Genomic DNA, 26,207 nt, shown 5'->3' with positions numbered 1-26,207 from the left:
ACTACGAGCGAGTGACCCGTCACCGGGCGGTGAGGTCTACTCCTGTCCGGAACCCACCGCCCGCCGAGCGGCGGTGCCCCCCGGATCCGGACAGGCGGGAGCCCCCGCACGGCGGTTGCGTGCGAGGGCTCCGTGGAGCTGCCGGCTGCGTCCGTGGGATGCGGCCCGGGAGATCCGGTGGACCTAGTAGACGCTGACGCCGTAGGCGTTCAGGGCCTCCACGACCGGCTGGAAGAAGGTCGTGCCACCCCAGGTGCAGTTGCCGCTGCCGCCGGAGGTCAGACCGTAGGCGACGCCGTTGCTGCCGTAGAGCGGGCCGCCGGAGTCACCCGGCTCGGCGCAGACGTTGGTCTGGATCATGCCGTAGACGACGTCGCCGCCGCCGTAGTTGACGGTGGCGTTCAGGGCGGTGACGCGGCCGGTGTGGGTACCGGTGGTGGATCCGTCACGGATCACGCTGGTGCCCACGCTCGGCGTGGCCGCGCGGGTGATGTCCACGCCGCCCGCGCTGCCGGGCTTGCTGATGGACGAGTTGGTGTACCGGACGATGCCGTAGTCGTTGACCGGGAAGCTGGACCCGGCGGTGGGGCCCAGGACCGTGCTGCGGCTGGAGTTGGCGTACCAGGTCCCCGCGCCGTCGGTGCAGTGACCGGCGGTCAGGAAGTACTGGGTGCCGCTGCTGCTGCGGACGTTGAAGCCGAGGGAGCAGCGCCAGCTGCTCGCGTAGATGGCGTCGCCGCCCTGGATCAGCTTGGTGAACTTGCCCGGGGTGTGCTTGATGGTGAGCGCGCCGGCGTTGTCGCCCGCCTGCTTCTTGATCTTGGCGATCTCGGCGTCGGAGACGGTGCTGTCGACGGTGACGAGCACCCGGCCGGTCTTGCCGTCGACGGCCCAGGCGGTGCCCGGGACGTCGGCCTTCAGCACCGAGGCGCTGGCGCTGTCGAGCTCGGCGGAGCTGAAGGTGGCGGGAGTGCCGGCCGCGTTCGCGCTGGGGACCGCGATCGCGGCTGCGGCGACGAGGCCGGTGGCCACGGCGGTGAGCCGGGTCCGTCTCGTGATGCCGCTGCGGGGGGTGGTGCGCTTGATCCTCACTTTTCGTTCCTCCACGGGGGAAGTCGGGGGCCCTGTCGTGGGGTTGAGGGCCCGTGAGGCGCAGCCAGGAGGCGGATGGTCCGCAATGCGAACATGCCGTGCCCCTGACAAGCGCTGAGGGGGAGTATTCGGCCGAACGGCCGGTCGGCGCAAGGGTGCCTTTCGGCCGTCAACTCTTGAACTACCCGGGCCGGTTCAGCCGGGAATCCGCGGGCGTCGGCTCCCTCCCGCGGGCGTCGGGCACCCGCTCCTCGCACCGCCCCCGGAGCGGTACGGGGTGCGGCATCCCGGCACCGGCGGGCCCGGGCCGTAGGGCGTGGCCGCCATGCCGTGGAAGGCGGGGCGCACCTCGGCGGCCGGTCGGCGTCACGCACGCCCCGCGCTCCCTCCCCGGGGCCGGCGCTCCCGGCGCCCTCCGCCGTCAGCCGGTCCGCCGTGCCCGCGGCCGGCAGCACCGCGTCACCGTCCGCACGCCCGGCCCCGGGAATGTCCGGAAGTCGACCGTCCGGATAGTCCGCCGGCCGGCGGGTGCCCGTCAGGGGGAGCGGACCGCGGGGCGCGGGACAGCGCCGCCACGCGCTCCGCTGGAAGTGCCCGCTGTGCCGTCGCCCGTCTGCGGCACCGGCGCGGCTGATCGCGCAGTTCCCCGCGCCCCTTCAGGGCGCTGCCGAACCGCGGCGGACTTCGCCCCACCTGCTCAGCGGCAGGGACCGTTCACGGGGCGGGCCGGTTTCACGGCGCAGACCGCAACGGCTGACGGATCCTCAGCAGTCGCGGCACTGACAGCAGTCGCCGCAGCCGCTGCAGTCGGCGTTGCTGCACGGCGCCTCCTTGCGCTCCCCGCTCCACGGGTCCTCGTACGTGCCGCAGCACAGCCGGCACGTACAGGCCGGCCCCACCCATACGGCGCACCCGGCGAGCGGTCCGCGGCGGCTGCGGCGCGGCGGCTCCGGCGGCAGCGGCCCGCCGGGCGCGCCCGGGGCACCGGGAGCTCCCGGGGTGCCGGGCGGCGCGTAGGGCCCGGAGCTGTGTGCACAGGTGGCGGCGGTTCCGAAGGCGCGGTCGACGGAGGCGCGCAACTCGTGCACGAGCAGCCGGTGCGCGAGCCGCCCGTCGCTGAACTCGGCCTCCGCCAGCGCCAACCGCACCCCGTGCACCGCGTCGTCGGCGAGCCGCCGGGCCTCGCCGAGCGGGGTGCCCGTGGCGGTGAGCGGATTCCACGCGCCCGCGGCGGCCTCGGCGTCCCGGTCCTCGACGGCGTCCAGGAGATGGGCGAGCCGCCCGAAGAGCCGCCCGGCCTCGGCGAGCGGCTCGGCGTTGTACGGCCGGCCGGGCGGTGTGGGCGAAGGCCGCCGCGGTGGCGGTCTCGGTCGGCTCGGTGACCGTCAGGATCGGTGTCCCGGCCGCGGCGAGCGCCTCGACCCCGGTCTGCCGGTCCACGGCGTCGACCAGGACGGCGGTGTCGAATCCGACGGCGCGGCCGGTGCGCGCCCCGGTCGCGTCCCAGCCCGCGGCGACCCGGCGGGCGGCGCGCGCCACCGGCCGGCGCGCCAGCAGCCCGTCGCCGTCGGTGACATGGTCGCGCACCTTCGCCGAGGCCGGCACCAGGGACACGGCGGCCGCGAGCCGGGCACCCTCGCCATGGGCGACGGACGCGGTGCGCATCCCCCGCAACGGGCACGGTCCGGCCGTACGCCACCCGGCACCGGCGCCCCCGCGGCCGGTCTGAGCCTCCGTCAACACCGATATGAGCAGGCCGTCGTAGTTGGTCACGATCCGCGCGAACTGCCCGTGGTCCGTGCGCAGCGCGAGGCACAGCCCGCACAGATGCGCCGTCCACTGGCCGGCGAGCCGCTTCCCGAGCCGATGCCGGCAGGGCCTGACGATTTAGAACACAACGCTCCCCCGTGGTGCGTGACGACGCGTGGCCGCTGAACCGCGGCATCGTACCGGCCGGCTCGTTCACCCGTACGCCCTGCCCGTCACCCGTACGCCGAGAAGAATCATATTTCACTCACAGTCAGCAGCCGTTCGGGAAACGACCCTTGGGGGACCTGGACTCTCGACGTATTCGCTGTGCACCAGTACCGTCACAAACCCCCCGCGCGGCGTCTATCCACTTGGCGCGACGTCCGCATCATGGATGACCATAGGGATGCGGAAAGCACGAAAGACCGCTGTGAGAGGAGGCGTCCATGGGATCGGTACGCAAGGCGAGTGCGTGGCTCGGCCTCGTCGACGACAACGATGACGAGCGCTACTACGACGACGAGACTTACGAGGGCAACGACTCCGGGGACGCCTGGGTCACCGACCCGCGGGTCAAGGTGGCCGCGGACTCCGCCGAGGAGCGGGGCCGCCGCATCGGGACGGTCACCCCGGACAGCTTCCGGGACGCGCGGGCCATCGGCGAGCTGTTCCGGGAGGGGGTCCCGGTCATCATGAACCTCACGGCCATGGAGGCGGCCGACGCCAAGCGCGTCGTCGACTTCGCGGCCGGGCTGATCTTCGGTCTGCGCGGCTCGATCGAGCGGGTGTCCACCCGCGTGTTCCTGCTGAGCCCCGCGGACACGCAGATCATCAGCGGTGAACCGGCCGCACACCGCTCGGACGGTTTCTTCAACCAGAGCTGAGGCGGGGCCGCGCACACCGGCCCCGCCCGCACTTCTTCGGGCCCCGCTCTTCCGGGCCCCTACCGGAACGCGTCGATTCCGGTGAGCGCCTTGCCCAGCACGAGCTGGTGCATCTCGACGGTGCCCTCGTAGGTGAGCACCGATTCCAGGTTCGTCGCATGCCGCATCACGGGGTACTCGAGGGAGATCCCGTTGGCCCCGAGAATCGTCCGGGCCGTGCGGCAGATCTCGATCGCCTCCCGCACGTTGTTGAGCTTGCCGAAGCTGACCTGCTCCGGACGCAGTCGCCCGGCGTCCATCCGGCGCCCCAGATGATGGGCGAGCAGAATCCCCTTGTGCAGTTCGACCGCCATGTCGGCCAGCTTGGCCTGGGTCAGCTGGAACCCGCCGATCGGCCGCCCGAACTGCTCCCGCGACCTCGCGTACTCCACGGCCGACTCGAAACAGCTGCGTGCCGCGCCCATGGCACCCCAGACGATCCCGTACCGCGCATGCGACAGGCAGCTCAGCGGCCCGCGCAGCCCGGTCACCCCGGGCAGCACGGCGTCGGCGGGCAGCCGCACGTCGTCCAGCACGAGTTCGCTGGTGACGCTGGCGCGCAGGGACCACTTGTGCCGGATCTCGGGAGCCGAGAAGCCGGGGGCGTCGGTGGGGACGACGAACCCGCGGATGCCGTCGTCGGTCTGTGCCCAGACCACGGCGACGCCGGCCACGGACCCGTTGGTGATCCACATCTTGCGGCCGCCCAGAACCCAGTCGGAGCCGTCGCGCTTGGCGTACGTCCGCATGGAGGCCGGGTCGGAGCCGTGGTCGGGCTCGGTCAGCCCGAAGCAGCCGATGACCTCGCCGGCGGCCATCCGGGGCAGCCAGGTCTGCTTCTGCTCCTCGCTGCCGAAGCGGTGGACGGCGTACATGGCGAGGGAGCCCTGGACGGAGACGAGCGACCGGATGCCGGAGTCGGCGGCCTCCAGCTCCAGACAGGCCAGCCCGTACTGGACGGCACTCGCGCCGGCGCAGCCGTAGCCGGTGAGCGACATGCCGAGCGCGCCGAGTCCGCCGAGTTCGCGGGCGAGTTCCCGGACGCCGGGCAGGTCGCCCTGTTCGTACCAGTCGGCGATGTGCGGCAGCACCCGGTCGGCGGCCCAGGAGCGCACGGTGTCGCGGACGGCGAGGTCCTCCGGTTCCAGCAGGTCGTCGAGGCCGAGGGGGTCGGCGGGGTCGAAGGCGGGGAGCTTCGCGGACGAGGCCATGTCTTACCCTCCGGGAGAACTTAACTAGCGCTGCTAGCCACGACGACGCGCCTGACGTTACGGGGCGGGCCCCCGTGGCGTCCACCGTCCCCGGCCCGACGGCGCACCACCCGCCGGTGGGAGAACCGGGATCACACCGAGACGCGGGACTCCGACGTCACCGCGTCCCGGGGCGCAGGCACCTCCACCGCGTCGGGGGCAGCGCCCTCGCACTGCATCGTCCGTGGCAGCCGCAGCGCCATCACCGCCCCCGCCAGCAGCAGCCCCGCGCTCACCAGCAGCGTCACATGCAGCCCGTGCACGAACGAGTTCCGCGCCGCGTCCCGAAGCAGCGCCCCGGCCGGCCCGCCGAGCTGCGCGGCGACCTCGTACGCCTCACCCAGCGAGTGCCCCGCCGCCGTCGACGCCGACGCCGGCACCCCGGGCAGCCCGGCCAGTCCGGGCGAGTACGCCGCGTTCATCACCGTGCCCAGCAGCGCGATCCCGATCCCCGCGCCCAGCTGGTACGACGTCTCCCCGATCGCCGCCGCCCCGCCGGCCTGCTCCGGCGGCGCGTCGCTCAGCATCGACTCGTACGCCCCGAACAGCGTGGTCTCCAGCCCGAAGCCCAGCAGCACGAAACCGGTGAGGAGCAGCGTGCAGTTGTCCTCGCGGCCCATCGCCGTCAGCAGCACCACGGCCCCGGCGGTCAGACAGAATCCGGCGCACACCATCCGGCGCGGTCCGAGCCTCCGCAGCATCCGCGCGCCCGCCAGGCCCGCCGCCATCGCCGCGAAGGTCAGCGGCAGCAGCCGCAGCCCCGTCTGCAGCGGCGACAGCCCCAGCACCAACTGCAGGTACTGCGCCGCGATCAGCTCCAGACCCACCAGCGCGAGCATCGCCAGCACGATGCACCCGACGGACGTACTGAACGCCGGCCGCCGGAACATCTCCAGGTCCACCAGCGGATGCGCCCGCCGCCGCTGCCGCCGTACGAACGCGGCCAGCAGCACCGCGCCCGCCACCAGCGGTACCACTGTGAACACACCGGCCGCCGACTCGCCGCCGCCCAGCCGCTTGACGCCCAGCACCAGCCCGAACAGCCCGGCCGCCGCCATCAGCGCACCGACCACGTCCCAGGGGCCCTTGCCCTCGCCCTTGGACTCGGGCAGCAGCAGCCGCCCCACCGGCAGACTGACCAGCATCAGCGGGATGTTGACCAGGAACACCGAGCCCCACCAGAAGTGCTCCAGCAGGAAGCCGCCGAGCAGCGGCCCGACCGCCGCGCCCACCGCGGCCACCGCGCTCCAGATGCCGATGGCGAGCGCGCGCTCCCGCCGGTCGGGGAAGACCTGCCGCAGGATGGACAGCGTGGCCGGCATGATCATCGCTCCGCCGACGCCCAGCAGCGCCCGGGCCGCGATGAGCACCTGGGGGTGGTCGGCGACGGCGGCCAGCGCGGAGGCGACGCCGAACAGGGCGTAGCCCAGAAGGAGGACCCGTCTGCGGCCCACCCGGTCGCCCAGCGTGCCGAACAGGATCAGCAGCGAGGCGCAGACCAGCGGGTAGACGTCGACGATCCAGAGCAGCTCGATCGCGCCGGGCCTGAGGTCCTCGGTGACGGCGGGGACCGCCACGTGCAGCACGGTCGCGTCGACGGCGACCAGCAGCAGGCTCACGCAGAGGACGACGAGCACCACCCAGCGGTGGGCACCGGCCCCGGCCGCCCGACGGCGCTGCCCGGCGGCAGCCGTGGTCGTCCCGGACATGTACGTACCTCCCAGATGTCCCTCGCGTCCGGCGGGGGCTGTGCGGGGTGGGGACTCCCCGCGGCTCGCCCGGAGTGGAGCGGAGGTCTCCGGGCCGCGCAGCGCAACGCGAGTGACTCGTCAGAGTACGCGAGTCCCCACGGCGCCCGCGTGGCGGACCTCTCACCCGCCACCGGTAGCCCATGTGGCGTACGCCACTGTCCTGACCTGCCGACCTGCCGGCGCCCGGCCCGGCCCGCCGGGCGGTTCCGGGCGCCACCGATAATCGAGCCCGTGACCGATCTCGACACGCGCGTGACCGCGGGCCGCCGCTCCCCGGCCCTGCACCGGGCCGCCCCGGCGCTCCTCGGCTTCGCGGCCGTGCGCGCCCTGGGCCTGATCGTCCTGGCCCTGTTCAGCGCCGCGCGGGACAAGAGCGCGTACCCGCTGCTGACCGCCCGCTGGGACTCGCTCTGGTACACCAGGGTGGCCGAGCTGGGCTACGGCTACGAGGTGCGGCTGCCGGACGGCGACGTGCATTCCAATCTCGCGTTCTTCCCCCTGCTGCCCTGGCTGGAGCGGTTGGGTGCGGCGGTGTCGCCGCTGTCGTACGCCGACGCCGGCTTCGTCGTCAGCGCGCTCGCCTCGCTCGCCGCGGCCTGGGGGATCTTCGCGGTGGCGGAGCATCTGTACGGCGGCCGGGCCGGTGTGTGCGCCGTGCTGCTGTGGGCGGTCCTGCCGGTGGGGATCGTGCAGTCGATGGCGTACAGCGAGTCGCTGTTCACCGCGCTCGCCGCCTGGTCGCTGTACGCGGTGCTCACCGGCCGCTGGGTGACGGCGGGGACGCTGGCGCTGCTGGCCGGGCTGACCCGGCCGGTGGGGCTCGCGGTGGCGGCGGCGGTGTGGACCGCGGCGCTCGCGGGGCTCCCGCAGGAGCGGAGCGAGCGGGTGCGGCGGGTGGCGGGCCTGCTGCTCGCGCCGCTGGGCGCCGCCGGTTACGTCCTGTGGGTCGGACACCGCACGGGCGGCGGCGCGTTCGGCTATCTGGACGTCCAGGCCGGCTGGGGCAACGGTTTCGACGGCGGGTACGCGTTCGCCCGCTTCGTCGCCGCGAAGTTCACGTCGTTCCCGTCCGCCCTGGCCGGCCTGGGACTGGTCGTCGGTGTCTGCCTGGTGGCGTGGCTGTACGCCGCCTGCCTCCGGCAGCGCCAGCCGCCGGCGCTGCTGGTGTACGGGGGGATCGTCACCGCGCTCGCGCTGTGCGCGTCGGGCTACTTCGGTTCCAAGCCGCGGCTGCTGCTGCCCGCCTTCCCGCTGCTGTTCCCGCTCGCCGTCGCCCTGGCGCGGCTGCGGGTGCGGGTGTCGGCGCCGGTGGTGGGGGGTGTCGCGGTGCTGTCGGCGCTCTACGGGGCGTTCTGGCTGAACGGCTCCGGTCCGCCCTGACCCGCCCCGGAGGTCCGGCGACCGGACGGAGAATGCCGCACGAGCGCGCGGTGAACGAATTCATAAGGACCGATAAAACAGTCGTCCGGAATGATCAAAAGAATTGCGGGACACGGCTGCCGCGCATTACGGAATGCCAAGAAATAGCGCGGCACCTGAGAGGAATCCCACATCACATCGTCATCACAAAGCTGTTGATTCGTCGGGGTTCGGTCCTCACTCGCTGTAACGTCGATTGGGTGCGCACCGAACGGAACCTCACCCGGCTGGATCGGGTGTTCGCGAGGCTGGACCGGGAACCCGAACGCCCGGTCCTCCTCGATGTACCGAAGATGAGCCGGCACCGGATTGCGTTGTTCGCCGGCACGCTCGCCTTCTACGCGGCCATCGTCTGGGCCGTGCTGATCACCTCCTGGCTGGTCCGCCTGGACTGGCAGGTCATGTTCTTCCGCCCCTACCAGCAGTGGCCGGAGATCCACGCGTTCGTCGACTACTACGTGGTGCTGGGCCAGCGCGGCCCCACCGCGGTGATGGTCGCGGCCTGGCTGGGCTGGCGCTCCTGGCGGCAGCACACGCTCCGGCCGCTGCTGGCGCTGGCCGTCTCGCTGCTGCTGCTGAATGTCACGGTGGGTGCCGCCAAGCTCGGCATGGGCCGGCTCGGACCGCACTACGCGACCACGATCGGCTCCAACGAGATGTGGCTCGGCGGCGATATATTTCCGAGCGGTCACACCGCCAACGCCGTGGTGACCTGGGGCATCCTGGCCTATCTGGCCTCCACGCCCCGGGCTCGCCGCTGGCTGTCCGCCCTGTCCGCGGTCGTCTCGCTCGGCGTCGGGCTGTCCACCGTCTACATCGGCACGCACTGGCTGAGCGATGTGCTCCTCGGCTGGGCCGCGGGGCTGCTGATCCTGCTGGCGCTGCCGTGGTTCGAGCCGCTGATCGCCCGTTCCGAGGCCTGGATCCTGGCCCTGCGCGACCGGTTGCGCGACCGTGTCCCGGCCCGTGCGGGCCGTGTCGCGCCGGTGACGCGGCCGGTCGGCGCCCCGGTGGTGCTCACCCCGTCGGCCACCACCGGCCGGGGGGACGACCCGGTGTACGAGCCGGCCTCCGCGTCCCGGTCGCGGGCCGCGGTGGCGCCGGTGTACCTGGCCTCGGCCCCGCTCACGGCACACGCGGAGCGGACGCCCGTCACCCCTGCGGGCGTCCGCCGCCCGCAGCACGCCGAGCGGCATCCGCGCGGCTCCGCGCCCACCTCCACCGCCCGGCACGGCGCGGGCGGCTGACCGGCCGCGCGGCGCGGGGCCCGGTACGCACAACCCGCCCCTCGCCCGCCGGCACGCCCTCTCGCCCGCACGGCGACGGCCCCTGCCCTCCTGCCGGGAGGGCAGGGGCCGTCGCCGTGGGCCGGGCCCGTCCCGGGCGGTGTCAGCCCTTCCAGGCCCGGACCACGCGGCCGTCCTTCACCTCGAAGTTCAGCCGCCCCACGCGGTACTCCATCGTGATGATCGCCCCGGGTGGCAGCGACCGCACCGTCGACCAGCCCCGCTCGTACGCGAGCCGTTCGGCCGCGCCGGATTCGAGGCCGACGTATGCGTCCGGGCTGTCCCCGGGTTCGGCCGGAGGGGTCGGAATCGATGACATGCCGCCACGCTATGCGCTGCTCCGCGGACGGGGAAGCCCGGGCCCGCAACGGACGCCGCGGATCCCCGCTCGTCACACTTCTGTCACAGACCGTGCTCCGCGTTCTGGCCGAACTCCCTCACACGGACGAGCGATTCCGGCCGTGTTCCCCAGACGCCGGACGGAAATTCCCACGGGCCGCGAACGCCTTTCGAATGGCCGGTCGAAAACCGGCCGCGCAATACCCGCGCGAACGCATTCCCGGTCCGGTGCGGGCGACGCCCGCACCTCCGTTGCATTCACAGGAAAAACACATCGGCGGCACACTGTCTCCGTATCGCTCCGCGGAGCGGACACCGCTCGCCCACGGGGCGGGGAGGTCACCCGGCGCGTCGTACGGCCGTTCAGGGACGCAGCGCGGTCACCGACACGGACAGGTCGTTGTCCTGCGTGTAGTACGGCCCGGCCACCACGGCGCCGGCGGGCGTCTGCACGCGGGCGGAGGGGAACGTGAACACGGGCTGCTTGTCGGCGACGTCGTCCAGCAGCCGGGCCACCCGCACCCGCGGCCCGCCCGGGCCGGCCGGCCGCAGCCACAGGTCCCACACGCCCGGCGGCAGTCCGGCGTAGGCCACGGCGAGCCGGAACTCGGTCCGTTCGCCGGTCAGGTCGAGCCGGCGGGTGCCGCGCGCGCCCGTGCCGGGACGTCCGTGCAGCTCGGCGTGGGCGCCGGGGCCGAGCTCGACGCCGTACACCCGCCCGCGCACGCTGAGCCCGGTCTCCCCCGCCCGGAGTTCGGCGGCCTCGGCGTGCGGGGCGCGCAGCCAGCTGCGGACCGTGAGGTTGCCCTGCCGGGTGGCGTACGGGATACGGACGGCGACATGGCCGTGCAGGCCGCTGGGGATGCGGTCGGCGAGGGAGCGCAGGTCGGTGACGCCGGGCACCAGCCGGTGCGGCTCGTCGTCCGCGACGCGCGCGTAGGCGTCCCAGCGGCCCTCGGGCAGAGCGACGGTGCTGGGCAGCGCGGCGCGCAGCCGACCCTCGGCGGCGGGGGCCAGCGGCAGGCTGACCTCGTCGTCGGCGTCGCGGCGGCGCAGCAGCAGATGGGCCACGCCGGCGTCGCCGGGCGTGGCGACGTCGAAGGTCAGACCGCCCGCGGAGTCGGCGATGCAGTCGGCGCGCAGCGGTGCGGCCTGCCGGGCCGGCGACGTCATGCGGTGCGCTTCCTCCCTGGGCGGTTCGTCGTCCGGTGAGACCCGGAACACGATTGTCTGGTTGCTTCCGGCGGATTGCGATGCGATCACGGTTCGTAGGCCAGCAGGGGAACGTCGAAGCAGGTGCGGTTCATGTCTCCCTGGGTGACCCAGCCGCTCCCGTCCTTCCAGCGGGCCACGGACAGACAGGCACGGCTCTGCTCGGGCGGCTCGGGCAGCCGTGCGAAGTCCACGGGGAGCAGCAGGCCGCCGGCGGTGTAGCCGTTGCTGCGGTCCATGTAGGCGTCGACGCACGCGCGGGTGACGCCGGTGACGCCCTCTTTCGCGCAGGACCGGGCCGCGTCGGTGAACCAGCGGGCGGCGGCCCAGCCCTCCAGCTGCCACTGGGAGTGGGTGTCCAGGTCCTCGGTGGCCTCCCGGAACTCCCGTACGGCCGGATGCCCGGTGTCGTCGAAGTTGCGGCTGGCCCCGGTCGCCCACAGGGCGTTGCGGCAGCGCGGGGCGTCGCGGTAGTCCTCGGCGACCCGGGAGGTCCAGTTCTGCACGTTGGTGACCTTGGCGAGGACGGTCGCGCCGACGGCGTCCATGGCCTCGCACAGCCGGGCGTTGCCGTGCCGGTCGATGGCGTCGAAGACCAGGTCGGCGCCCTGCTCCCGCAGATCGGCGGCGACGGCCCGGAAGTTGGGCAGCGCGAAGTCGACCTGCTCGGTCACCACCTCGTACCCCTCGGCCCGCAGGCCGCGTTCGACGAGCCGGGCGTAGGCGGCGGAGGCCGGCTGGTTGTAGGAGACGACAGCGGCGGTGCGGGCGCCGTGCTCGCGCTTGAAGTAGCGGTAGACCTCGGTGCCGCCGTACAGTTCGCCGTCCCAGCCGGGCGTGCCCTCGCGCGGCGCCAGGCTGCCGTAGATGCCGTACAGGTGCGGCCAGGTGTCGTAGGCGGGCCCGATGGGCTGACCGCCGATGTCGGGCACCTGCGCGCGGGAGACCCGGGAGGCGGCGGCGTAGTCGAGGGCGGTGGTGGCGACCAGCGCGACCACCTTCTCCTCGTCGACGAGCCGGTCGACGCACTCGTTGTTGCCGACGCCGCTGCCGCCGTCGTCGCACAGGTGCACCTCGACGCGGCGGCCGTCGATGCCGCCGCGCGCGTTGAGCTGTTCGAACCAGGCGCGGGCGCCGTCGCGCGGGCCGGTGAACGCGTCGCCGCCGACCGGGCTGGTGGCGCTGGTGATGATGCCGACGGGGATCGGTCCGGCGTCGGTGCGGCCGGGTGCGGGGGCGCGGTCGTCATGCTCGAACTCGCTCTCGGGCAGGCGGCTGCCGCAGGCCGCGCTCAGCGCGAGCAGCAGCACTGCGGCAGCGGCCTCAGCAGCCCGGAACCGGCGACGCCGTCCCATTGCCGCTCAGCTGGACCAGCGCGCACAGGGTGTTGGCGGACACCTTCCAGATGCCGTTCTGTTCGACGGCGGTGCCGGAGGCGTCGGGCAGCGCGGTGGCGCCCTGCAGGGTGAGGGTGTAGGTGACGTCGGCCTCGGTCGGCGAGGTGAACTCGACACCGGTCACCTCGGCCTCGACCTGCCCGCCGCGTTCGTCGCCGCTGAAGGCCTCGAGCACGGGGGCCATCTGCTCGCCGTTCTCCAGGAGGAGCTGCTTCTCCTCCAGGGTGGTCTCCGGGTCGAAGAACGTCTGCCAGTTCTCCCTGACCTCCGCCTCCGCCGCGGCCCGGTCGGAGGGCTCGGTCGCCGGGGCGCTGGTCGTGGTGCGCTCCGCGGTCGGGGTCGGGGGCGGGGTCCCTCCGCCGCCGTCGTCGTCGCCGCACGCCGCGAGGGTCGGGGCGAGGACCAGCAGGAGGGCGACCACCAGCGCCCTGCCTCGCCGCGCGCTGCCGCGCGGCCCGTCCGCCCGCCCGAGATCGCTGCCGAGAACCATAGGGCTCACCACCGGGTGTCGGTCCGGGCCGGGTGCGCCCGGTGCTTTCAGGGTCGGCTCCCGGGAGGCATAGTGCAAGCCATCGGCCGGCTCGCCCGGAAGCCGCCGGAGGCGGACGGCAGCGGCCTGAGGCAGCCTGAGGGGACCGGCGGGCCCGAGGGATCCGGGCGGAGCGGAGCAGACGGTGCCGGGCGGCAGCCGGAGGGAGCCAGCGATGCGGACAGCCCGACTGCGGACCGTGCCCCCCGTGCTGTGGGCCGGCTGGGCCGCCCTCGCCACGGGCGCAGTGCTGTGCGTCCTCGGCTGGTACGGGGTCTCCGGCGAGCGGTTCGCCGAACGGCAACTGCCGTACATCGCCTCCTGCACGGTGCCCGGCGCGGCGCTGATCGTCGCCGGTGCGGTGCTGCTGGCCCACGGCCGCACCACCGTCGCCGCCGCGCGGATGGAGGAGCTGTACGGGCTGCTGGTGGACGCCGAGCCCGCCGACGCGGACGAGTCGGGGCGGCCGGCGGGAGCACCGGCCGCGGTCAGCGGTGAGCTGCGGACGGTACCGGGCGGCACGCTGTTCCACCGCGCGGACTGCCCGCTGGTCGCCGGGAAGGCGGAGGCCGTGCCGGTGGACGCCGGGCTGCTCACGGGCGGCGAGCTGGATCCCTGCCCGATCTGCGAGCCCGGCGGCGACCTCGGCTGATGGCGTCCCTGACGTACGACCTCACGCTCGCCGGGCTGTCGGTCGGGGGTGCCGCCGCGCTCACCGGGGTCGGGCTGATCGTGACCTACCGGGCGACCGGTGTGCTCAACTTCGCGCACGGTGCGATCGCGATGGTGTGCGCGTACGTGCTGCGCCAGTGTGTGGTCGAGTGGGGCTGGCCGCTGTGGCCCGCCGCGGCACTGACGCTGCTGGTGCTGGCCCCGGGTCTCGGACTGGTCCTGGAGCGGTTCGTCTTCCGGCCGCTGTCGGTGCTCGGCAGCGATCCGGCGCAGACCCTGGTGGCGTCCCTCGGGGTGTTCGTGCTGCTGGTGGGCGGGGCCGCGCTGCTGTGGGGCCAGGGTGCCCGGGCGGACGCGCCGGAGCTGCTGCCGCGGGAGCCCTGGGCCCAGCTGGCGGTGGTGCTGGCGCTGACCGCCGCGGTCGGGGCGGTGATCCGGCGGGGGCGGTTCGGTCGGGAGCTGCGGGCGGTGGTCGACGACCGGCAGCTCGCGGTGCTCGGCGGCATCGACGCGGACCGGGTGGCGGCGGCGGGGTGGGCGTTCGGCGCGTTCACGGCGGGCGTGACCGGGGTGCTGCTGGCGCCGTACGTACGGCTCGACCCGTACGGTCTGCCGCTGCTGGTGATGGAGGTGGTGGCGGTCGCGGTGGCGGCGCGGATGCGCAGCCTGCCGGTCGCGGTGCTGGTGGCGCTCGGCATCGGAGTGGCGCAGAGTCAGCTGACGCGGCTGCACCCGTCCGGCTGGGGCGAGCCGTTGGTGCAGGCGCTGGGGGCGAACCTGTTCGTGGTGGCGCTGCTGGTGACGGCTCTGGTGCTGCCCGGTGTGGGCGCCCGCGACGCGCTGCCTCGCGCGGCCACCGCGCGCCTGCCGACTCCGCCGGCCGCCTGGATCGTCGCGGTCGTGCTGTTCCTGCTGCCGCTCGGCTTCGCCGGGCGCGACCTGCACACGGCCGTGCAGGTCCCGGCGCTGGCGGTGGTGCTGCTGTCCCTGGTGGTGGTCACCGGCCGGGGCGGGCAGATCTCGCTGGGGCAGGCGGCCTACGCGGGCCTGGGCGCCCTGTTCACGGCGCTGCTGGCGGCGGGCCGGTTCCCGGGCCTGCCCCGGCTGCCGGAGCTTGCCGCGCTCGCGGTGGCGGTCGTCCTGGTGGCTCCGCTGGGCCTGCTGACCGGCTGGCCGGCGATCGGGCGGCGGGGACTGGCGCTGGCACTGGCCACCTTCGCGGTCGGCGTGGGGGTGAGCCGGTTCGTCTTCGCCCAGCCGTACGCCACCGCGGGGCTGTCCCTCGGCCGCCCGGCGGGCTTCACCGGCGACCGCGCCTACTACGTCCTCGAACTGGTCGTTCTCGCGCTCGCCCTGCTGGTCACGGCGGCGCTGCGGCGGGGCCGCACCGGGCGGGCGCTGGCGGCGATGCGGGACCACGAGTCGGGCGCGTCGGCGGCGGGCGTCCCGGTGCCCGCGCTGAAGCTCCTGGCGTTCGTCTCGGGCGCGGCGCTGGCCGCGCTCGGCGGCGCCCTGCTCGGTATGGGGCTGCGCGCCTTCGACCCCGCGGCGTACGACCCCGTGCGCGGCCTGCTGTGGTTCGCGGCGGTGGTCGTCATCGGCGCCGACAGCACACTCGGCGCGCTGCTCGCCGCGGCCCTGCTGGTCGGCCTGGACGCGGGGACCCGGGGCGGGGTGGCGGCGGCCCTGATCGGCGTCCTGGCCGTACTCCTCGGACGCTTCCCGGGCGGCCTCTACGAGGCCCTGCGCACGACGGCCCGGCGCCTGCGGCTGCGGCGGCCCACGGCACTGACGGACCTGGGCTCCCGCGTACGGACCCGGGTACGCACCCGGTTGCACCCGGTGGACACCCGCCCGGCCGGCACCCCGGTGGCGGCGGGCCTGACCGCGGTGACCCCCACCGGCCCGGGCGGAGCGGGGGCAGGTGCCACACCCGGGAGGGAGGACGGCGGCAGACCGGCCGACGGCGGAGGCCCGACGAGCCGGCCCGGCGGTCCGGGAGGTGCGGCCCCCGGCCTCCCGCGGGCAGACGTGCCTCCTGCGCTGCCCGAACGGCCCGGGAGGCGCCCCCTCCGGGGGAGGCATCCCTTCGGCTCCGGGCCGCGCACCCCGCCCTCGCCCGGCGAGGTCACCGCTCCCCCGCCCGGCGAGCCGGTCCTCACCGCGCGCCGGCTCCACGTCCGCTTCGGCGGCTTCACCGCCCTCGACGGCGTGGACCTCGACGTCCCCGCGGGCCGCGTCACCGCGGTGATCGGCCCCAACGGGGCCGGGAAGAGCACGCTCTTCCACTGCCTCGCCGGCACGCTGCACCCCGCCCGCGGAGAGGTGCGCCTCGCCGGCCGGGACCTCACCCGCCGGCCCGCCCACGCCCGCACCCGCCTCGGCATCGCACGGACGTTCCAGCAGCTGGCCGTCTTCCCGACCCTGACGGTGGCCGAGAACGTCCGCGTCGGCTCCGAGCAGGGCAGCGTCAGCGACCCGGCCGCCGTGGAGCGCACGCTCCGGCTGCTCGGCCTCGACGGCCCGGTCCGGGCGCTGCCCGCCGCCGGTCTGCCCACCGGGACACTGCGCCGCGTGGAGCTGGCCAGGGCGCTGGCGGGCGCCCCGCGCGTGCTGCTGCTGGACGAGCCGGCCGCGGGCCTGGACAGTGCCGAGGTGGCCGCGCTGGCCCGGGTGCTGCGCGCGCTGGCCGCCGACGGCATGGCCCTGCTGGTCGTCGAGCACGACCTCGACCTGGTCGCGGACCTCGCCGACGTGGTGCATGTGATGGCGGCCGGCCGCATCGTCGCCTCGGGCCCGCCCGAGGGCGTCCTGGACGCGGTGCACCGGGGGGCCGGTCCGTGACCCTGCTGTCGCTGCATCACGTGCGCGTGCGCTACGGCCCGCTGGAGGCCCTGCACGGCGTGAGCCTCACCGCGCCCGGTCCGGGCGTCACCGTCCTGCTGGGCCGCAACGGCTCCGGCCGGACGACCGCGCTGCGTGCGATGGCCGGAACCGTTCCGCTGTCCGGTGGGTCGGTGGCGTGGGACGGCGCCGACATCACGCGCGTACCGGCGTACGAGCGGGCCCGGCGCGGCCTGTGCCTGGTGCCCGAGCGCCGGGCGGTGTTCGCCTCGCTGACGGTGCGCGAGAACCTCGCGCTCACCGCCCGCGACCACCGCCCGGCGCTGGACGCCTACCCGCAGCTGGAGCCCCTGCTGGGGCGCCGCGCCGGCACGCTCTCCGGCGGCGAGCAGCGCATTCTGGCGCTGTCCCGCGTCCTGCTGGCACGCGCGCGCATCGTGCTCGTCGACGAGCCGGCCCAGGGCATGTCGCCCTCGGTCGCGGCCCGGACGTACGAGCTGCTGGGCGCGCTGGACGCCTGTGTGGTCGTCGCCGAGCAGCGGCTGCCGCCTGCCCTGCACCGCCGCACCGTGCTGGTGCACGAACTGCGCCGGGGCACGGTCGTCTTCAGCGGTGAGGCGGGCGAGCTGGGGCGCCGCTGACCCGGCGCGGGCTCAGAGCCGGAGCCGCTGCCCGGGCACGATCAGGTCGGGATCGCCGCCCACCATCGCCCGGTTGGCGGCGTACAGACGCTGCCAGGTGGTCCCGTGGCGGGCGGCGATACCGCTCAGTGTGTCGCCCGCGCGGACGGTGTAGTCGCCGCGGGAGGCCCCGCGGTCGGTGTGGCTCCGCCGCGCCTCGGCCGACGCCGCCGCCGGTGCCTGTGCCGTCGGCGCCTTCTGCCGCTCGGGCGGGGCCGGCTTCGCCGAGCCGCCGCCCGCGGCCGGTGCGCTGCCGTACGCTCCGGCCCGCTGCGAACAGGTCGGCCAGGCGCCCCAGCCCTGCGCCCGCTGGACCTTGGTCGCCACGGCGATCTGCTGGGACCGGGTCGCCCGGTCGGCGGTCGGCGCGTACGCGGTGCCGCCGTACGCGCGCCAGGTGGAGGCGGCGAACTGGAGTCCGCCGTAGTAGCCGTTGCCGGTGTTGATGTGCCAGTTGCCGCCGCTCTCGCACTGGGCGATGCGGTCCCACACGCCGCTGTCGGCCGCCCCGGCAGTGCCGGTGGCGGTGAGCAGCCCCAGCGGCACGAGCAGGGCCGCGCCGGCCAGGAGGGCTGTCGTCCGGGCCCTGTAGCGGGCACCGCTGCCGGTGGACGGCGTGGTTCGGGTGGTATCGGCACACTCGGACATGGAGATCCTCTCGACGCGCCCGGGGTCCCCCGGGCGGGGCGCGCTCCCCGCGCACACGACGCGGTTCGCCACGCTCCGCCCCGTCCGCCGTGCGGCCGTGGTGCGAGCCGGAGTGGTGCGGGCGGACGTACCCGAGCGGTGCTCTCTGCACACGGCCGAGGAATCTAGGGACCGCGCGCCCCGGGGATCAACCAACCCCCGGACATCGCAGGCCAGTTCGCGGTTACCCGAGGTAACGATGATTTCCCGCCACCCGCTTCATGCCGTGATTTCCGGATTTGTCGACCGGATGCCGCGACCCGCTGTGACCCACTTCACCGACCCAACGGCCGCTGATCACACGGTACTTGACGGTGAGTGCGCGATTCCGTCCGACAGGTGACCGTCCGCGCCCGACGGTTCGATTCCGTTCGCCGTGGGGCGTGACTCCCGCCACAGACGGCCGTTGTCTTCTTCATGAGCCGGGGATTGTCCCGGACCACGAGCCGGGATCCACCCGGCCTCGCCACGCACCGCATCCCGAGGAGCCACCCGTGCCGCGCATGCTCGACGTCAGCGACGAGGTACGCGCCGAGATCGGCGACGAAGAAGCCGACCGCCTGCTCGCCGGAGAGACCGCCCCGGGCAGTTACGACTGCACGTCCTGCCGCACCCCGGGCGACTCCGAGCAGGAGCGCACCAGCACCGTCCTGTTCATCGGGGACGAGACCGCCGTCCTCGCCTTCGCCCACGCCGGCTGCCTGCCCTCGCAGGTCGTCAAGGTCACCGAGGAACAGCTCCAGGGGGCCGTACGCTCCATCAGCGGCGACACCGTCGACCTGGAGCCCGACAAGGTCGTGCCCGAGCAGGCGGTGCTCGGCGTGACCAGCGGACTGGTCCTGATCTCCGGGGAGTTGCACCCGGCCCTGGTCGTGGAGCCGACCGCGCCCATCGCGCGGCCCGGTACCAACGGCGAGGCCGGTGACGATTTCCTGCCGCTGCTGATCGAGCAGGGCTTCCTGCCGCTCTCCGACCTGTCCGCGGCGCCGCAGGTGCTGCACGGCTGGTCCGTGCTGCTCGCCATGGGCCGGCTGCACGCGGTCCTCCAGCCCGGCCAGGACGGCGGCCAGCCGGTGGCCTGGTGGCAGGCGCACCAGCCGCTGCAGGTCACCGAGGGCTGGCGCACCGCGGCCAACAAGCACCAGCAGGTGCTGATGTTCGCCGCCCCGGTCGGTTCGATCGGTCGGCAGCCCCGGGAGGACCTGCTGCGGGAGGCGCTGGACAAGGCTGCGGCGAACGGCCGGCTGGTCGCGGCGGCGCTGCCGCTGGCGGGGACGTGAGCCCCGGCCGACCGCCCCGCGCCGCGCGCGGCGCCCGACCGCATCCCTTCCCGTTCGGGGTCGTTTGACATACGTGCACGCATACGACGCCTTCCACCGCCAGGGCGGCCCATCGGCCACGCCGATCTACGACACGCTCTACGCCGAGTACGTCAAGTCGTTCCGCTCGCTGCCGGGTGACCGCAGCGGAGAGGAGCAGCTCGGGTTCACCGCGTTCCGGAGCATCCCGGGCGCCAGAGGCTCGTACAGCGCCTACAGCGCGGGGGCGCACAGCGCCCGCCGGTACGGAGGTCTGCACGTCCCGGCGGCGCTGCCGCCCGCACCGCGCAGGGGCCTCTGACCCACCAGGAGGGCGGACACACCAGGAGGGCGGTCCCGGCCGGGACCGCCCTCCTGCCGTCTCTTCCCCGCGCCGGGCTACTTCCTCCTCGCGCCGCGCTTCTCGCGCACCCGCACCGAGATGTGGATCGGGGTCCCCTCGAAGCCGAACTCCTCGCGCAGCCGGCGCTCGATGAAGCGGCGGTAACCGGCCTCGATGAAGCCGGAGGCGAAGAGCACGAACCGCGGCGGCCTGGTACCGGCCTGGGTGCCGAACAGGATGCGCGGCTGCTTGCCGCCCCGCACCGGGTGCGGGTGGGCGGCGACCAGCTCGCCGAGGAAGGCGTTCAGCCGCCCGGTGGGCACCCGGGTCTCCCAGCCGGCCAGCGCGGTCTCGATCGCCGGGACCAGCTTCTCCATGTGCCGGCCGGTGTACGCCGAGACGTTCACCCGCGGCGCCCATGTCACCTGACCGAGCTCGGTCTCGATCTCCCGCTCCAGGTAGTAGCGGCGCTCCTCGTCGAGGGTGTCCCACTTGTTGTACGCGAGCACCAGCGCGCGGCCCGCCTCGACGGCCATGGTGATGATCCGCTGGTCCTGCACCGAGATCGACTCGGCGGCGTCGATGAGGACGACGGCGACCTCCGCCTTCTCCACGGCGGCGGCAGTGCGCAGCGAGGCGTAGTAGTCGGCACCCTGCTGGAGGTGGACCCGCTTGCGGATACCGGCGGTGTCGACGAACTTCCAGGTGACGCCGCCGAGTTCGATCAGCTCGTCGACCGGGTCGCGGGTGGTGCCCGCGAGCTCGTTGACGACCACGCGCTCCTCGCCGGCCACCTTGTTCAGCAGCGAGGACTTGCCGACGTTGGGGCGGCCGATCAGTGCGATACGGCGCGGACCGCCGACTCCGGCCCCGCCGAACGTCTCGCGCGGCGCCTCGGGCAGCACGGCGAGGACCTGGTCGAGCATGTCGCCGGTGCCGCGGCCGTGCAGCGCGGAGACCGGGTACGGCTCGCCGAGCCCCAGCGACCACAGATACGCCGCGTCGGCCTCGCCGCTGGGGCCGTCGACCTTGTTGGCGCAGAGCACGACGGGTTTGCCGGCCTTGCGCAGCAGGCGGACGACGGCCTCGTCGGTGTCGGTCGCGCCGACCTTGGCGTCCACCACGAACACGACGGCGTCGGCCGCCTCGATCGCGTACTCGGCCTGTGCGGCCACGGATGCGTCGATGCCGAGGACGTCCTGCTCCCAGCCTCCGGTGTCGACGACCTTGAAGCGCCGGCCGGCCCACTCGGCCTCGTAGGTGACCCGGTCGCGGGTGACGCCGGGCTTGTCCTCGACGACGGCCTCGCGGCGGCCGATGATCCGGTTCACCAGGGTCGACTTGCCGACATTGGGGCGGCCGACCACGGCGAGGACGGGCAGCGGGCCGTGCCCGGCCGCCTCGATGGCGTCCTCGACCTCCTCGAGGTCGAAGCCCTCTTCCGCGGCGAGCTCCATGAAGTCCGCGTACTCGGCGTCGCCAAGCGCCCCGTGGTCGTGCTCCTCGCCCGAGCCGCCGGAGTGGATGTGGTCGTTCATGAAGATCGGTACCTCGTTCATCGTGGTGATCGGTGGCCCACCCCAGGTTTCGGGTGATCCACTACTCAAGTGTCGCCTAGCGGCCGGTGAGCCGCCTGGCGTTTTCCAGGTGCGCGGTGAGCTGCTTCTGGATGCGTTCGGTGGCCTCGTCCAGGGCCTTGCGGGTGCGCCGTCCGCTGCCGTCGCCCGCAGCGAAGGGGTCGCCGAAGACGACGTCGATGCGGGAGCGCAGCGGAGGCAGCCCCTTGATCAGCCGTCCGCGCCGCCCGGAGCTTCCCAGCACCGCGACCGGCACGACGGGGGCACCGCTGCGCACGGCGAAGTAGGCCAGCCCGGCACGCAGCGAGGCGAAGTCACCCTCGCCCCGGGTGCCCTCCGGGAAGATCCCGAGGACCCCGCCCGCCGACAGCACCTCCAGCGCCTGGGTGATCGCGGTGCGGTCGGCGGTGCTGCGGTCCACCTTCAGCTGGCCGATGCCGGTCAGGAAGGGATCGAGCAGGCCGGTGAACGCCTCCTTCTTGATCAGGAAGTGCGTCGGCCGGGGTGCCACGCCCATGACCATCGGGCCGTCGACGTTGTGGGAGTGGTTGACCGCGAAGATCACCGGACCGCTCGCGGGCACCCTCCAGGCGCCGAGCACACGCGGCCGCCACAGCCCGTACATCAGGCCGACGCCGATACGCCGCCCGACCTCGGCGCCCCTCTCCGAGGGAACGGACGGAAGGCTCACTTCCCGGCCCGCTTCTCCTCGACGAGGGTGACCACGCACTCGATGACCTGCGGCAGCGTGAGGTCGGTGGTGTCCACCTCGACTGCGTCGCCGGCCTTGGCGAGCGGGGAGGCCTTGCGGCTGGAGTCGGCCGCGTCCCGCCTGATCAGCGCCTCGCGGGTGGTGTGCACGTCGGCGCCCTTCAGCTCGCCGCTGCGGCGGGCGGCGCGGGCCTCCGGGGAGGCGGTGAGGAAGATCTTCAGATCGGCGTCGGGCAGCACCGTCGTACCGATGTCGCGGCCCTCGACGACGATGCCGGTCCCGGCGGAGGCGGCGATGGTGCGCTGCAGCTCGGTGATCCGGGTCCGGATCTCCGGCACCGCGCTGACCGCGCTGACCCGGGAGGTGACCTCCTGGGTGCGGATCGGGCCGGAGACGTCCACACCGTCGACGGTGATGGTCGGGCGGGCCGGGTCGGTTCCGGAGAGGATCTCGGGCTTGTCGGCCGCGGCGGCGACGGCGTGGGCGTCGTCGGTGTCGATGCCGTTGGAGACCATCCACCACGTGATCGCCCGGTACTGGGCGCCGGTGTCCAGGTAGCTCAGGCCGAGCTGCGCGGCCACGGCCTTCGAGGTGCTCGACTTGCCCGTGCCGGAGGGGCCGTCGATGGCGACAATCACTGCCGGGGCGGTCCGGGCGGCGCCGTTTTCCACGGGGGGACACCTTCCTGGTGCGGTGTGGTGGGTGGTGTGCGGGACACGAACGCGCCCCGCACCAGGTTACTGGCTCTCCGGGCCCCCTCCGACAGCCGCGGGTCCCGGGGGATCACTGCCGCAGCGCCCAGCCCCGCTCGCGCAGGGCCTCGGTCAGCACGGTGACGGCCTTCGGCTCCACCATCAGCTGGACCAGACCGGCCTGCTGCCCGGTCGCGTGCTCGATCCGTACGTCCTCGATGTTGATCCCGGCCCGGCCCGCGTCCGCGAAGATCCGGGCGAGCTGTCCGGGCTGGTCGTCGATGAGGACGGCGACGGTCTCGTAGCTCCGCGGGGCGCTGCCGTGCTTGCCGGGGACCCGGACCTGTCCGGCGTTGCCGCGGCGCAGCACGTCCTCGATGCCGGCCGTGCCCTCGCGGCGCTTCTCCCCGTCGGCGGACTCCAGGGCGCGCAGGGCGCGCACCGTCTCCTCCAGGTCGGCGCCGACGTCCGTGAGCAGGTCGGCGACCGGGCCCGGGTTGGCGGACAGGATGTCGATCCACATCCCGGGGTCGGAGGCGGCGATCCGGGTCACGTCCCGGATGCCCTGCCCGCACAGCCGTACGGCGGCCTCCTCGGCGTGCTGCAGGCGTGCGGCGACCAGGCTGGAGACCAGGTGGGGCATGTGGGAGACGAGGGCGACGGCCCGGTCGTGGGCGTCGGCGTCCATGACGACCGGCACGGCGCGACAGTGCGAGACCAGCTCCAGGGCGAGGTTGAGCACCTCGGTGTCGGTGTCCCGGGTCGGGGTCAGCACCCAGGGGCGGCCCTCGAACAGGTCGGCGGTGGCGGCCAGCGGGCCGGACTTCTCCCGGCCGGACATGGGATGGGTGCCGATGTACGCGGAGAGGTCGAGGCCGCGCGCCTGGAGCTCGCGGCGCGGGCCGCCCTTGACGCTGGCCACGTCGACGTATCCGCGGGCCAGGCCGCGGCGCAGGGCGTCGTCGAGGACGTCGGCGACATGGGCGGGCGGTGCGGCCACGATCGCCAGGTCGACGGGGCCGTCCGGGGTCTCGTCGGTGCCGGCACCGAGCGCGGCGGCGGTGCGGGCCTGCCCGGGGTCGTGGTCGGCGAGGTGGACGGTGACGCCCCGCCCGGTCAGGGCCAGGGCGGCGGAGGTGCCGATGAGGCCGGTGCCGATGACAAGTGCGGATCTCACTGGGCGATGTCCTTGCGCAGGGCCGCCGCGGCGCCGAGATAGACGTGGGCGATGTCCGAGCGCGGCTTCTCGGACTCGATGTGGGCGAGCACCCGGACGACACGGGGCATGGCGCCCGCCACGTCCAGCTCCTGGGCGCAGATCAGCGGCACGTCGGTGATGCCGAGCCCGCGCGCCGCGGCGGCCGGGAAGTCGCTGTGCAGGTCGGGGGTGGCGGTGAACCAGATACTGATCAGGTCGTCGGCGGCGAGGCCGTTGCGCTCCAGGACGGCGGTGAGCAGGGCGGCGACCTGCTCGGCCATGTGGGCCGCGTCGTCCCGTTCCAGCTGGACGGCGCCGCGCACCGCTCGTACCGCCACGGTGTTGCTCCTCACTGACCTGCGTCTGGTCTGTCGATGCGGTCTCCTGGTCCGTCCAGCCTAGTCAGCCCGCGGCGGGCGGGTGCGCGGCGCCCGGTCACCGAGACGGCCGGCGACCCGTGCACGGGGGCGACCGAAGGACAACCGAGGGACAACCGAGGGACAACCGAGGGACAACCGAGGTACAACCGAGGTACGTTTTCACCCGATCATCCGGATTACTGCCGATTCAGCGTGTCCGGGTGTCAAGATGCGTATCCGGCCTGGTATCCCCTGCTCTCTCACAGAGCGGCCCCCGGAGACGAGCCCTCTCCCCCAGTGACGACCCCACGGAGTGACGACATGACCCACAGCGCGACGCGCCGCACGGTGCTCCTCGCGACGGGCGCGGCGGGCGCGGCGGCGCTCACCGCGGGCTGCGGCAACGGCGGCGGAGACGGCGACGGTGGCGGCGAGACGCCGGCCACCAGCCCGGACCCGACCGCCCCGCAGGCGCTGGCACGGACCGACGCGATCCCGGTCGGCGGCGGCACCATCTTCGACGAGGAGAGAGTGGTGGTGACCCAGCCCGAGGAAGGCGACTTCAAGGCCTTCTCCGCGATCTGCACCCACCAGAACTGCGTGGTGGCGAACGTCTCCGACGGCACGATCAACTGCACCTGTCACGGCAGCAGGTTCAGCATCGCGGACGGCTCGGTGGAGCGGGGCCCCGCCACGAGGCCGCTGCCCGCGGAGCAGATCACGGTGGAGGGAAATTCGATCAGCCTGACCTGACGGTCCGCGTACGCTCCCGGCATGCGCCCCGAGACCCTGGTACGCGACCACACGATCTACGCCTGCGTGACGGGTTCGCGCGCCTTCGGTCTGGCGACGGAGGCCAGCGACACCGACCGGCGGGGTGTTTTCCTGGCTCCCACCCCCCTGTACTGGCGGTTCGAGAAGCCGCCCACCCATGTCGAGGGGCCGGGCGAGGAGCAGTTCAGCTGGGAGCTCGAGCGCTTCTGCGAGCTGGCCCTGCGCGCCGATCCGAACATCCTCGAGTGCTTGCACTCCCCCGTCGTGGAGCACGCCGACGCCACCGGCCGTGAGCTGCTGGCGCTGCGCGGGGCGTTCCTGTCCCGCCGGGTCCACGAGACGTTCACCCGGTACGCGCACGGCCAGCGCCGCAAGCTGGACGCCGACGTCCGCGCCCACGGCGACCCGCGCTGGAAGCACGCGATGCATCTGCTGCGGCTGCTGCTCAGCGTCCGCGATCTGCTGCGCACGGGCACGCTCACCGTGGACGTCGGCGACATGCGCGCGTCCCTGCTCGCCGTGAGGCGCGGCGAGGTCCCGTGGCCCGAGATCGACTCCCGGATGACCCGCCTGGCGGCCGAGTGCGAGGAGGCCACCCGCCGCAGTCCGCTGCCGGAGGAGCCGGACCGCCGCCGCGTCGAGGACTTCCTGGTCCGCACCCGCCGGGTCTCAGCCCTCCAGCCGGGTCCGTACGACGAAGGCGTGCAGGGCGTCCCCGGCGGTCGGGGCATCGACAAGCGCTGACCCGGGCCTGCGCCTCGTCCAGCACGCCGTGCAGCCGCTCCACATCGGCCTGCACGCGCGCGTGCTGCACACCGGTGGCCCCGTGCTCCCGCTCGGCCCTGGCCGCGATCAGCTCCGGCAGACAGGCGGGCGCGGCGTCCACCTCGCCGAGCAGCGTGGGCAGGTGGGCCTGCACCTCGCCGCTGCGCATCAGGGGGATGCCGGTGAGCAGCACACGGAAGGTGTACAGCAGCGGCTTCAGCTCCCCGGTCCTCTCGAACAGCCGCCGCTGGGTGCGGGCGAAGCCCCGGTAGTGATGGGCGTGGTGGCCGGTCAGCACGCCGGGGGCCGGCGCGGCCGGTTCCCGGTGGGCGTCGGTGGTGTGCACGACCAGCGGCGACAGCAGCTGTTCCAGTACACAGCCGTTGCGGCGCAGCATCAGCCGGACGGACTTGCGCAGGTCGTGGGTGACCAGGTCCAGCTCGACGCCGTCGCGGTCCCACATGCGCGACCTCGTCTCCTCCGGTTCCCGCAGCCCGACCAGGCCGGCGGCGGGCAGCAGGTGCACGCCGCGCAGGTCCACGTCCGGGTCGCGGGAGGGGAACCCGTAGAGATGGGCGCCGAAGACCGTGGCCAAGAGCACCGGATCGGGCTGTCCGGCCACCACCGGGGCCAGGTCGAGATCCAGGGCGTCGATCATC

The 26,207-nt window shown here is 74.0% G+C and carries 23 protein-coding genes and 2 pseudogenes; 10 read left to right on the top strand and 15 right to left on the bottom strand.

Translation table 11 applies throughout. The features are described 5' to 3' along the window. Nucleotides 1-183: 183 nt before the first annotated feature. Nucleotides 184-1,092, bottom strand: a complete 909-nt coding sequence (locus V5O46_RS16300; RefSeq protein ID WP_332885326.1) for a S1 family peptidase — start codon at nt 1,090-1,092, stop codon at nt 184-186. Nucleotides 1,093-1,856: 764 nt separating this feature from the next. Then, nucleotides 1,857-2,979: pseudogene (locus V5O46_RS16295) on the bottom strand (DUF5685 family protein). Between the two features lie 308 nt (nt 2,980-3,287). On the opposite strand from V5O46_RS16295, the gene V5O46_RS16290 reads away from it, so the two are divergent. Further along, nucleotides 3,288-3,725 (top strand): cell division protein SepF, encoded by a 438-nt coding sequence (locus V5O46_RS16290; protein WP_332885325.1) that lies wholly within the window; start codon nt 3,288-3,290, stop codon nt 3,723-3,725. A 59-nt stretch (nt 3,726-3,784) separates the two neighbouring features. Here the strand turns inward: V5O46_RS16290 and V5O46_RS16285 are convergent, their stop codons facing one another. Together V5O46_RS16285 and V5O46_RS16280 are read right to left on the bottom strand one after the other, a co-directional pair. Next, complete coding sequence (locus V5O46_RS16285; protein WP_332885324.1) at nt 3,785-4,975, bottom strand: acyl-CoA dehydrogenase family protein; 1,191 nt, start codon at nt 4,973-4,975, stop codon at nt 3,785-3,787. Nucleotides 4,976-5,106: 131 nt separating this feature from the next. Next, on the bottom strand, nt 5,107-6,723 hold the full coding sequence (locus tag V5O46_RS16280; RefSeq protein ID WP_332885323.1) for an MFS transporter: 1,617 nt from the start codon (nt 6,721-6,723) through the stop codon (nt 5,107-5,109). Between the two features lie 273 nt (nt 6,724-6,996). Between V5O46_RS16280 and V5O46_RS16275 the strand changes: the two genes are divergently transcribed. Both V5O46_RS16275 and V5O46_RS16270 read left to right on the top strand, forming a co-directional pair. Beyond that, nucleotides 6,997-8,145 carry a mannosyltransferase family protein gene (locus V5O46_RS16275; protein WP_332885322.1) on the top strand — a complete coding sequence of 383 codons (1,149 nt, stop codon included), beginning with the start codon at nt 6,997-6,999 and terminating at the stop codon, nt 8,143-8,145. 239 nt (nt 8,146-8,384) lie between these two features. Then, a complete protein-coding gene (locus V5O46_RS16270; RefSeq protein ID WP_332885321.1) occupies nt 8,385-9,431 on the top strand; it encodes a phosphatase PAP2 family protein in 1,047 nt (348 codons plus the stop codon). A gap of 142 nt (nt 9,432-9,573) precedes the next feature. On the opposite strand, the gene V5O46_RS16265 is transcribed toward V5O46_RS16270, so the two are convergent. The 4 genes from V5O46_RS16265 to V5O46_RS16250 all read right to left on the bottom strand — a co-directional run bounded on the left by V5O46_RS16265 (nt 9,574) and on the right by V5O46_RS16250 (nt 12,908). Continuing rightward, the gene (locus tag V5O46_RS16265; RefSeq protein ID WP_332885320.1) at nt 9,574-9,789 is read right to left on the bottom strand and encodes an I78 family peptidase inhibitor; all 216 of its coding nucleotides are present in this window, start codon (nt 9,787-9,789) and stop codon (nt 9,574-9,576) included. 383 nt (nt 9,790-10,172) lie between these two features. Continuing rightward, the gene (locus V5O46_RS16260) at nt 10,173-10,982 is read right to left on the bottom strand and encodes a hypothetical protein (protein ID WP_332885319.1); all 810 of its coding nucleotides are present in this window, start codon (nt 10,980-10,982) and stop codon (nt 10,173-10,175) included. An 86-nt stretch (nt 10,983-11,068) separates the two neighbouring features. Then, on the bottom strand, nt 11,069-12,376 hold the full coding sequence (locus V5O46_RS16255; RefSeq protein ID WP_332885318.1) for an ABC transporter substrate-binding protein: 1,308 nt from the start codon (nt 12,374-12,376) through the stop codon (nt 11,069-11,071). Then, the gene (locus V5O46_RS16250) at nt 12,345-12,908 is read right to left on the bottom strand and encodes a hypothetical protein (RefSeq protein WP_332885317.1); all 564 of its coding nucleotides are present in this window, start codon (nt 12,906-12,908) and stop codon (nt 12,345-12,347) included. The genes V5O46_RS16255 and V5O46_RS16250 overlap by 32 nt, the downstream gene beginning before the upstream one ends. A gap of 214 nt (nt 12,909-13,122) precedes the next feature. Here V5O46_RS16250 and V5O46_RS16245 point away from each other — a divergent pair, with 214 nt between their 5' ends. The 3 genes from V5O46_RS16245 to V5O46_RS16235 are packed head-to-tail and all read left to right on the top strand — an operon-like array spanning nt 13,123 to nt 17,104. Continuing rightward, nucleotides 13,123-13,599, top strand: a complete 477-nt coding sequence (locus tag V5O46_RS16245; protein ID WP_332885316.1) for a hypothetical protein — start codon at nt 13,123-13,125, stop codon at nt 13,597-13,599. Then, nucleotides 13,599-16,463, top strand: a complete 2,865-nt coding sequence (locus V5O46_RS16240) for an ABC transporter permease subunit (protein WP_332885315.1) — start codon at nt 13,599-13,601, stop codon at nt 16,461-16,463. The genes V5O46_RS16245 and V5O46_RS16240 overlap by 1 nt, the downstream gene beginning before the upstream one ends. Continuing rightward, nucleotides 16,460-17,104: an ABC transporter ATP-binding protein gene (locus V5O46_RS16235; protein WP_332885314.1), complete on the top strand. Its 645-nt coding sequence runs from the start codon at nt 16,460-16,462 to the stop codon at nt 17,102-17,104. The genes V5O46_RS16240 and V5O46_RS16235 overlap by 4 nt, the downstream gene beginning before the upstream one ends. 12 nt (nt 17,105-17,116) lie before the next feature. Here V5O46_RS16235 and V5O46_RS16230 read toward each other — a convergent pair whose 3' ends face one another. Then, a complete protein-coding gene (locus V5O46_RS16230) occupies nt 17,117-17,791 on the bottom strand; it encodes a transglycosylase family protein (protein WP_332885313.1) in 675 nt (224 codons plus the stop codon). Nucleotides 17,792-18,324: 533 nt separating this feature from the next. Here V5O46_RS16230 and V5O46_RS16225 point away from each other — a divergent pair. Together V5O46_RS16225 and V5O46_RS16220 are read left to right on the top strand one after the other, a co-directional pair. Beyond that, the gene (locus V5O46_RS16225) at nt 18,325-19,110 is read left to right on the top strand and encodes a hypothetical protein (protein ID WP_332885312.1); all 786 of its coding nucleotides are present in this window, start codon (nt 18,325-18,327) and stop codon (nt 19,108-19,110) included. Nucleotides 19,111-19,183: 73 nt separating this feature from the next. Then, entirely contained in the window at nt 19,184-19,450 is a 267-nt protein-coding gene (locus V5O46_RS16220; RefSeq protein ID WP_332885311.1) for a hypothetical protein, read from the top strand. Between the two features lie 77 nt (nt 19,451-19,527). Here the strand turns inward: V5O46_RS16220 and der are convergent, their stop codons facing one another. The 5 genes from der to aroH all read right to left on the bottom strand — a co-directional run bounded on the left by der (nt 19,528) and on the right by aroH (nt 23,988). Beyond that, nucleotides 19,528-21,009 carry a ribosome biogenesis GTPase Der gene (der, locus tag V5O46_RS16215; RefSeq protein ID WP_332885410.1) on the bottom strand — a complete coding sequence of 494 codons (1,482 nt, stop codon included), beginning with the start codon at nt 21,007-21,009 and terminating at the stop codon, nt 19,528-19,530. Nucleotides 21,010-21,085: 76 nt separating this feature from the next. Further along, a complete protein-coding gene (locus V5O46_RS16210; protein ID WP_332885310.1) occupies nt 21,086-21,739 on the bottom strand; it encodes a lysophospholipid acyltransferase family protein in 654 nt (217 codons plus the stop codon). Continuing rightward, the gene (gene cmk / locus V5O46_RS16205; RefSeq protein ID WP_332885309.1) at nt 21,736-22,431 is read right to left on the bottom strand and encodes a (d)CMP kinase; all 696 of its coding nucleotides are present in this window, start codon (nt 22,429-22,431) and stop codon (nt 21,736-21,738) included. The genes V5O46_RS16210 and cmk overlap by 4 nt, the downstream gene beginning before the upstream one ends. 112 nt (nt 22,432-22,543) lie before the next feature. After that, complete coding sequence (locus tag V5O46_RS16200) at nt 22,544-23,629, bottom strand: prephenate dehydrogenase (protein ID WP_332885308.1); 1,086 nt, start codon at nt 23,627-23,629, stop codon at nt 22,544-22,546. After that, on the bottom strand, nt 23,626-23,988 hold the full coding sequence (gene aroH, locus V5O46_RS16195; protein WP_332885307.1) for a chorismate mutase: 363 nt from the start codon (nt 23,986-23,988) through the stop codon (nt 23,626-23,628). The genes V5O46_RS16200 and aroH overlap by 4 nt, the downstream gene beginning before the upstream one ends. Before the next feature lie 342 nt (nt 23,989-24,330). Between aroH and V5O46_RS16190 the strand changes: the two genes are divergently transcribed. Both V5O46_RS16190 and V5O46_RS16185 read left to right on the top strand, forming a co-directional pair. Continuing rightward, nucleotides 24,331-24,762 (top strand): Rieske (2Fe-2S) protein, encoded by a 432-nt coding sequence (locus V5O46_RS16190; RefSeq protein ID WP_332885306.1) that lies wholly within the window; start codon nt 24,331-24,333, stop codon nt 24,760-24,762. A gap of 21 nt (nt 24,763-24,783) precedes the next feature. After that, nucleotides 24,784-25,527 (top strand): nucleotidyltransferase domain-containing protein, encoded by a 744-nt coding sequence (locus V5O46_RS16185; RefSeq protein ID WP_332885305.1) that lies wholly within the window; start codon nt 24,784-24,786, stop codon nt 25,525-25,527. On the opposite strand, the pseudogene V5O46_RS16180 reads toward V5O46_RS16185, so the two are convergent. After that, nucleotides 25,453-26,206 (bottom strand): annotated as a pseudogene (locus V5O46_RS16180) (nucleotidyltransferase domain-containing protein). The gene V5O46_RS16185 and the pseudogene V5O46_RS16180 overlap by 75 nt on opposite strands. Nucleotide 26,207 lies beyond the last annotated feature (1 nt).

The organism is Streptomyces poriticola (assembly GCF_036689765.1).
Taxonomy (GTDB): domain Bacteria; phylum Actinomycetota; class Actinomycetes; order Streptomycetales; family Streptomycetaceae; genus Streptomyces; species Streptomyces poriticola.
Note: the sequence above shows the minus strand (reverse complement) of the source record. Positions and strands in the feature narration are given on the sequence as shown.